The organism is Halobacillus sp. BBL2006, from assembly GCF_000786645.1.
Lineage (GTDB): Bacteria > Bacillota > Bacilli > Bacillales > Halobacillaceae > Halobacillus.
In genome coordinates this window covers 1-7,883 of the sequence record NZ_JRNX01000539.1, presented here as the reverse complement: position 1 = coordinate 7,883, position 7,883 = coordinate 1, and the positions used below count along the sequence as shown (strand labels likewise).

General features: G+C 42.5%; 6 protein-coding genes. 5 read left to right on the top strand and 1 reads right to left on the bottom strand.

Annotated features, from left to right (window positions below):
• Positions 1-559 precede the first annotated feature (559 nt).
• Positions 560-1,819 (top strand): group II intron reverse transcriptase/maturase, encoded by a 1,260-nt coding sequence (gene ltrA, locus LD39_RS15470; RefSeq protein WP_035549233.1) that lies wholly within the window; start codon positions 560-562, stop codon positions 1,817-1,819.
• Between the two features lie 73 nt (positions 1,820-1,892).
• On the opposite strand, the gene LD39_RS15465 is transcribed toward ltrA, so the two are convergent.
• Positions 1,893-3,281, bottom strand: a complete 1,389-nt coding sequence (locus LD39_RS15465) for a DUF2254 domain-containing protein (protein WP_052158902.1) — start codon at positions 3,279-3,281, stop codon at positions 1,893-1,895.
• Between the two features lie 218 nt (positions 3,282-3,499).
• Between LD39_RS15465 and LD39_RS15460 the strand changes: the two genes are divergently transcribed.
• The 4 genes from LD39_RS15460 to LD39_RS15445 all read left to right on the top strand — a co-directional run bounded on the left by LD39_RS15460 (position 3,500) and on the right by LD39_RS15445 (position 7,797).
• Positions 3,500-4,741, top strand: coding sequence for an aminopeptidase (locus tag LD39_RS15460; protein ID WP_035549230.1), 1,242 nt, complete (start codon positions 3,500-3,502; stop codon positions 4,739-4,741).
• Between the two features lie 280 nt (positions 4,742-5,021).
• Positions 5,022-6,038, top strand: a complete 1,017-nt coding sequence (locus LD39_RS15455) for an acyltransferase family protein (RefSeq protein WP_035549227.1) — start codon at positions 5,022-5,024, stop codon at positions 6,036-6,038.
• 204 nt (positions 6,039-6,242) lie between these two features.
• Positions 6,243-7,064 (top strand): GNAT family N-acetyltransferase, encoded by an 822-nt coding sequence (locus LD39_RS21840; protein ID WP_052158901.1) that lies wholly within the window; start codon positions 6,243-6,245, stop codon positions 7,062-7,064.
• Positions 7,065-7,122: 58 nt separating this feature from the next.
• Positions 7,123-7,797: a type 1 glutamine amidotransferase domain-containing protein gene (locus LD39_RS15445; RefSeq protein WP_035549224.1), complete on the top strand. Its 675-nt coding sequence runs from the start codon at positions 7,123-7,125 to the stop codon at positions 7,795-7,797.
• Positions 7,798-7,883 lie beyond the last annotated feature (86 nt).

Sequence of the window (7,883 nt, the reverse complement as noted above, 5' to 3'; positions counted from 1 at the left end):
TTTTAGGGTGTGCTCGGCATGGGTATAGACTTTAGGGTTCAAGTCCTGAACGGCGAAGGTCGTTGTAGCCGTTAGCCAAAGGCAAGGGTGTCCAGGGCGACCTGGAATCTGAAGGAAGCCGGAGGCAAACTTCCGCCCCGAGGAACACGAATCTCATAGAAGGCTGTTTATCTGGGATGAGCCTGCCTAACAAGGTGAAGTCCCGACGACCAAAGAGATAGGCAGTAAATGAGGCGGGGATGGAAGGGAAGTTTATGTCCTTACCCGGGGAGGTCTGCCGGATAAGCGAAGTACTCTTCGTAACCTTCCCAGCGATGGGGAGCTGAACCGGCAGAAGTCAGCCGAGGTCATAGTACTTCTTCTACTCTAGGGAAGACAGGAAGGACCGAATCTTTAAGACAGAGCGAGACCCTTCGGGGAGCCTACTCCAGTGAAGACACAGACAACTCCCAAAGGGAGCCTACTCAAAGGAGGAAGTGGTGAAGTCCACGGGGGACTTTGAGAGGGTGGAACAGGAGAGGAAGAGAACGAAGCTCATCGCTCGCGTAAGGAGAGAAATATCTTGATGAATCATATTCTATCACGGGAAAACCTTATATTGGCGCTTAAGCGTGTGGAACGCAATAAAGGAAGTCACGGTGTGGATGGCATGACCGTAAAATCCCTACGAAGCCATGTGTCCGAACACTGGGAATCCTTGCGCGCCCAACTTGAGGCGGGGACCTACGAGCCGTCTCCGGTACGTCGTGTCGAAATCCCGAAACCCGATGGAGGAGTATGGCTCCTCGGTATCCCTACCGTGGTGGACCGATTCATTCAACAGGCGATTGCGCAAGTATTATCACAAGTTTACGACCCTATCTTTTCCGAATACAGCTACGGTTTCCGTCCTGAACGGAACGGACATCAAGCAGTACGCCAAGCGAAGGCGTATATTCAAGAGGGGAAACGATGGGTGGTAGACATGGACTTGGAGAAATTCTTCGATAAGGTTAATCATGATAAATTGATGGGCCTTCTGGCGAAAAGGATACAGGACCAAGCTCTCCTCCGTATCATCAAACGATTCTTGAAATCAGGCATTATGGTGGAAGGGGTTTGTGTATCTTCTACCCAAGGGACTCCACGAGGAGGTCCCTTAAGTCCTTTACTCGTCAATATCATCTTGAATGAACTGGATCAGGAGCTAGAAAGAAGGGGACAATCCTCCGTTCGATACGCAGATGATTTTCACATTTATGTATCATCGAAGAAAGCTGGTTCCAGAGTGATGGATTCCATTACGGAATGGGTGGAAAGGAAATTACACCTTAAAGTTAATCGGAAGAAATCAGCCGTGGACCGTCCCTGGCGCAGAAAGTTCTTAGGATTCAGCTTCACTTCGAATCGGGCGCCTAAAGTGCGTATCCATCAGAAAAGCATCCAACGCATGAAAGATAAGGTACGCTCCTTAACTTCCAGGAAGAAAGCTTGGAGTATGGAGTTCCGCCTTTATAAGTTAAATCAATTCTTGGTGGGATGGTGTGGCTATTTCGCTTTAGCTGATACTCCATCCACGTTCAAACACCTTGATGAATGGGTGCGGAGACGACTTAGGATGTGTTTATGGAAAGAATGGAAACAGCCCAAAACACGTAAAAGAAAACTGATTCGGCTAGGTGCAGACAAGTGGAAAGCCCATGAATGGGCGAACTCGCGGAAAGCATACTGGAGAATTTCAGGTAGTCCAATACTACAAAGAACCCTAAACAACTCCTTTTGGAGTCGTTTAGGGCTGCGTGATCTCTTCACGAGATATAAATTCTTATGTCAATCTTAGAGAAACCGCCGTATACGGACCCGTACGTACGGTGGTGTGAGAGGACGGAGGTTAGTCACCTCCTCCTACTCGACTAGGAAGGATTAGGAACAGGCATGTCAGCACAAATCCTATCCTGTAAATAACTTTGGAGGGAGCTGTACTCTTTATTACGATTAGTTTCAAGCGCAATTTTATAGAGCTGCTCCAGCATGTAATAGCAATCATTTTCATAAAGCTGGCAATTTTTGAATCCTAAAATAGTCTGGTTGGAAAACTCCCATAACTCTTCGTGATAACGTTCGTCGATTGTTTTGCTTAATAAATGGACCATGCTCAGAATCTCTGTAATAATAGCGGAATTCTGATTAGAGAATTCCCGAATATAAGCAAATCCTTTATGCAAATAGTACCGGAAGTCTTTTTGCATAAGGATCAACCGCAACTCACCTTCTTGATCGAACAAGTAAGGAGAGAAATCCGATTTCGTGACAATGTTTTTGATTAAATCTGTAATTTGGTGAAGCGTATTGGTGACAGTCAAGGGGTCATTATGGCCTAAAGCTTTGATAGCTACCTCTGATAACTTGCTCAATCCGTATTCCAAATCCTGGATTTCTGTTTGCTTTAAACCAATCTCCAATGATTTCAAGTAACGATCAGGATTCACAGACTCTTGACTGCTCCAGTAGGAAAAGATGGGAGATCCATCCAGCACGAATTCCCCAATACGAACTTCAAACTGCAAGAGTAAATGGTCCTCCTGGGCTTTTTTGATTAGTTTAGCAAAGTCAGCGACTTGCAAATAGCCGGACTGCTTTGCATATATGGTCTTACCTGGCTTGTTAGGAAGCTTCTGGTCATCTACCTGTGCTTGACTGTGAAAAGGCTGTAATTCCTTTTCTAAAGATGAGTGGATCGATTTTGATTTTATATTCAAGTTATAACTGATGTTATGAACCTGCATCCACGTCGTAGTATGGTTAATGAAATAAATGAATGTTATTGCTGCAAGAATTGCTGTCAAAATAGAAAGGATGGGTGTTGCCACAATGTACTCTTCTTCTCCGTGGGTGACATATAAGAAGTTCAGTAGTACATAAATAAAACAACCATTGAATATCCCAACTACATGCTGGGTTGCTCGGTCACTGACAAAATTGACGAGCATTTTGGAAGAGAACTGTCCGCTGAACGTCGTTAAGGCTACTAACAGGGAGTTGATTGTAAAAGCACTTAGTGTCAGGACACCACCAACAAGGGCGCTCAGTAATACTTGCAGCGTCGTACCGCTGAAGCCGAAACCAACTGGCAAGTAAAGACTTATATCAATTACGTAATCTAAATAATAGGTGAAAAACGAGAGGCAAATGGAGCCTACGATATACCAGAAGGGCATAAACCATAGGGTTGACTTCAATTCATTTTTGCGTTGTCTTCTGGACATTTTCATATATTTTTTCAAGTAATAGAGAATACTCATCAGTGTCACCAGGCTTTCATGTAAAATTCTTCTTCTTTACTTCCCCGATCACTTCCATCTGTAACCTTGAAATGAATGGAAGACTGAAAAAATGATTAATAATATCCAGGAGAAAGAACATTATTACGCATCGAAGGTCGTGATTTGCTTATAGCTGGGAATGCTGTGAAAATTGTGAAATAATAATGTTGGACTAAATAGTTTTGGAGGGTTGCGATTTGACTACGCATCAAAAACAATTAGAAAAGTATGCAGATTTAGCACTTCAAAAAGGCGTAAATTTACAAAGAGGTCAGGGGTTAATCATTAATGCCCCAATCGAAGCGGCGGACCTTGTTCGAATCATTTCTGCGAAAGCTTACGGGAAGGGCGCGAAAAATGTTCATGTAGAGTGGGGAGACGAGGTGCTCAGCTACTTGAAAATGAAAAATGCCCCTATGGAAGTTCTTGAAAGCTTTCCAAAATGGAAGGCGGAGGGTCTTGAAGAAATGGTAGCTGATGGCTACGGCCTTCTTTCCGTTTACGGACCGAACCCTGATTTACTAAAGGATGTAGACTCCCAACGTGTAGCGAAAGCAAATAAAGCAAGTGCTGAAGCATTAACAAGCTATCGTGATTACATCATGAACGATAAAACCACGTGGAGTATCATCGCTTATCCTCAAAAGGCCTGGGCAGAAAAAGTATTTCCAGAATTATCATCAGAACAGGCTCAGAACCAGTTATGGGAGCAAATCTTCTACATCACCCGAATTGATCAAGAAGATCCGCTTAAGGCGTGGGAAGAGCACAATGAAAAGCTTCGGCAGGCACGGGAGTACTTAAATCAGAAACAGTATAAGAAACTTCACTACAAAGCACCGGGGACAGAGCTGTCGATTGAGTTAGTAGAGGACCACATCTGGCATGGCGGTTCTACAAAATCAGTTGATGATGTAGAGTTCAACCCGAATATGCCAACAGAAGAAGTGTTCACAATGCCGCATAAATATGGTATCCAAGGAAAAGTTACGAGTACCAAGCCTCTGAACTATGGCGGAAATTTGATTGAAAACTTCACGTTGACATTTGAAGATGGAAAAGTCGTCGACTATTCAGCTGAGTCTGGTGAAGATACGCTGAAACACTTGCTCGAGACGGACGATGGGGCAAAGCGATTAGGAGAAGTAGCGCTAGTTCCGAATGAATCTCCTATCTCGCAGTCAGGACATATCTTCTTCAATACACTATATGACGAAAATGCTTCCTGCCATTTAGCGCTTGGCAAAGCGTATCCAACGAATATCAAAGATGGCTCTTCCTTCAGTAAAGTACAAATGGATGAGCATGGTGTGAACGATAGTCTTGTCCATGAAGATTTCATGATGGGATCTGATCAGTTAGATATTGATGGCGAAACAAAAGACGGTCAATTTGAACCGATTTTCCGCAAAGGCTCTTGGGCGATCGAATTTGAATAAGTCTTGATCAAAACTCTTTTATGCTCAGCATAAAAGAGTTTTTTGATGATAGTACATAGATGTAACTAAGTCTGTCAGTATTTTTGTTGTCTTTAAATGGCTTGCTTCTTTACTTAACCAATTACAAAACAAAAACACTGGGTGACAAATTCGTTACAGTTTGTTTAAGAAGCGATAAAACAGGTATAAAGAGTGTATATTTGTGTTAAATAAGAAGTAAGAAGTAAATGTGCATGACGTATGTAGTCATTGATTGAATAAAGATAAAGGGTGAAAAGAAATGAAGCGTGATGCTTTCTTTGATAACGCCAAACTGATGCTGATCTTCCTAGTGGTTTTCGGCCATTTGATTCAACCGTTTACGGACGGTTCGAGACCGATGTACACCCTCTATACATGGATTTATACTTTTCATATGCCTGCATTTATTTTTCTGGCGGGCTTTTTTGCGAAAGGGTCAGGCCACAAAGATTATATTCTAAACTTAGCTAAAAAATTGATTCTGCCTTACTTGATCTTTCAACTCGTTTATACCGGCTACTTTTTCTTTATTGGAAAAGATGGTTGGTTGAGCGGACCGTTTTATCCTCACTGGTCCCTATGGTTTTTATTCAGCTTGTTCTGCTGGCATATATTGTTGTATTGGTTCAAAAAGATTCCTCCGATTATTGGTCTTGCGATTGCGATTGAAGTCGGAATCGTCGTTGGTTATGTGAGTGATATTGGCCATAGTTTCAGTCTATCGCGGACATTTGTGTTCTTTCCGTTCTTTTTAGCAGGATATTGGTTAACAAAAGAACAGGTTCAAAAGTGGAGAACACGACGCGTCAAAGAAGTCAGCCTGGTATTTATGGGGATAATCGCAGGTTTAATTGCTGCTTTCCCTGAATTCAGCTCCGGCTGGTTGTTAGGCTCTAAATCATATGAAGTGTTGGGAAGTCCTGAAATGGGAGGACTGTTCCGCCTGGGTGTTTATGTCCTTGCGGCAGTCATGACCGTAAGTGTTCTGTCCTGGGTACCGAGCAAAGAGTTTAAGCTTACTTATCTAGGAGGCAGAACCTTATATGTCTATCTCCTGCACGGATTTTTCATCCAATTTTTCCGTCAGGCCGGCTGGTTTAAGGTCGACACAATATTAGATGTTGTCGGGTTAGCTATCGTAGCGGCTGCGATTGTGTACTTGTTGTCCAGTAGCGCGATCCAAACATTGACTCAACCCGTCATAGAAGGCCGGGCTCAATTAATGAAGAAGTGGTGGCATCGACTAACAGGGAAAAACTCTACCTTACAGTCTTAAAAAAAGCGTGAACCATTCTGGTTCACGCTTTTATTTTTTTACTCTAATTTTCTTGATTTGTAAAAGGCCTGGCGAGGTGATATGCGAAGGGGCTTTCGAACATTACAAAGGAAAAACCCTCAGTAAAAAGTTGACAGAGACTTTTATTAGGAAGGGTTCTAACCTTGATAGAAAGAAATACTTATTTTTAAAGGGGGAGATTAGATGAATGTGAAGTCTATGATGGAGTGCACTTTTCAAGAAGCAATGACAGCTTGGAACGAAGGCTTTCAGGATTACACCGTTCACCTCACTATGAATATTGAAGCGTTGGTAAGAATGATGAGCACGAAACACTTGTCCCCAGAATATTCATTTTTAGCTTTTGATGGCGAAGACCCCGTTGGAATTATCCTTAATAGTATCCAATCTGATAATAAATTGAAGACCGCTTACAATGGGGGAACTGCCGTCCACCCTGATTACAGGAGGGTTGGTACAGGTCAAAAGTTAGTCGAAGCTTCTCTGGAGAAATATGAACAAGAAGGGGTGCAATCAGCTACACTAGAAGCAATTTCAACGAACGAGGCCGCCATAAAGCTATATGAAAGGAATGGGTACATAATTCAGGACCATCTGGATACGATTGAGTTGAATAGAGATTCTTTCAAGCAGGAGCATGACATTTCAATGAAACTCATCACCTTGAAGGAATGGGAAAAAATGTCCTTTCCCTCTAATCTTATGCCGTGGCAGAACAGGATTTCATTAATTGATCACAGGGAGATCTATCAATTTTATCTTGGGAGGCAATCAGTAGGCTATGCACTATTATCCCAAAGTAAGAATCAGTTGACCCTGTTTCACTTACAGGCAAGGGCTGAGGAAAAAGGAATATATGAACGGATGTTAAGAGCTTTAAACCAACACTTCAAACAATGCAAGGTAGTAGCTTTTAACACCCCACAGTCTTATGAAGTAAACGAAGTTTTTCATAAGCATGCTTCTCAAAAACTGATTGAACAAGTATGGATGGAAAGATCCTGATAAAATAAAAGGTCATAGCTAATAATAGGAGGGAGATAGGATAGGAGTGTGATTGGGTATGACCAAAAAAATACTTATGGTTGTCACAAATACTGAGAAACTGGAAGATCACGATACAGGTTTATGGCTCTCAGAATTTGTGGAGCCGGCAACAGAATTCAAGGAAGCTGGATTTGAAGTTGTGGCTGCAAGCATGAATGGCGGCCGAATTCCTATTGATCCAAACAGCTATAGTAATGAATTGCCAAGAGTATGGGATGGTGTCATGGAACCCATACATGATACGCCGCGATTGTCAGAGATCAATCCGGCAGACTTTGATGGGATATTTTTGTGTGGAGGACACGGCACGATGGTGGACTTTCCTGAAAATGACACCTTAGAGGAGATTTTAAAGCACTTCATTTCGGAAGACAAATTGATCAGTTCAGTCTGTCATGGGCCTTCCGGTTTTGTAGGAGTGAAGGATCATAATGATCAACCATTTGTGAAAGGGAGAAAAATGACTGGCTTTACAAATGAAGAAGAAAAACAAACGGGGCTTGAGAAAGTCGTACCGTTTTCCTTAGAAGATCGTCTTCGCGAAGAGGGAGCTGTTTTTGAGACAGGAGAAACCTTCAAAGATCATGTCATTGTCGACCGAAATTTCGTTACTGGTCAGAATCCTCAGTCCAGTTTAAGTACAGCACAAGCGGTCATCAAGCAATTTAAAACCGCTAAGCCTAGTTGGTAAGGCTTAGCGGTTTTTTTCTTATTCCATTAAAGCTCCCTATTCTGTAAGACTCAGTTTCGAGACTTTTTCCTATTTCCGTTGCCTTG

Bases quoted from the DNA above. Each gene is read 5' to 3' on its own strand.
- LD39_RS15465 (WP_052158902.1), bottom strand. From the start codon at position 3,281: ATGAGTATTCTCTATTACTTGAAAAAATATATGAAAATGTCCAGAAGA.
- LD39_RS15455 (WP_035549227.1), top strand. From the start codon at position 5,022: ATGAAGCGTGATGCTTTCTTTGATAACGCCAAACTGATGCTGATCTTC.
- LD39_RS21840 (WP_052158901.1), top strand. From the start codon at position 6,243: ATGAATGTGAAGTCTATGATGGAGTGCACTTTTCAAGAAGCAATGACA.
- LD39_RS15445 (WP_035549224.1), top strand. From the start codon at position 7,123: ATGACCAAAAAAATACTTATGGTTGTCACAAATACTGAGAAACTGGAA.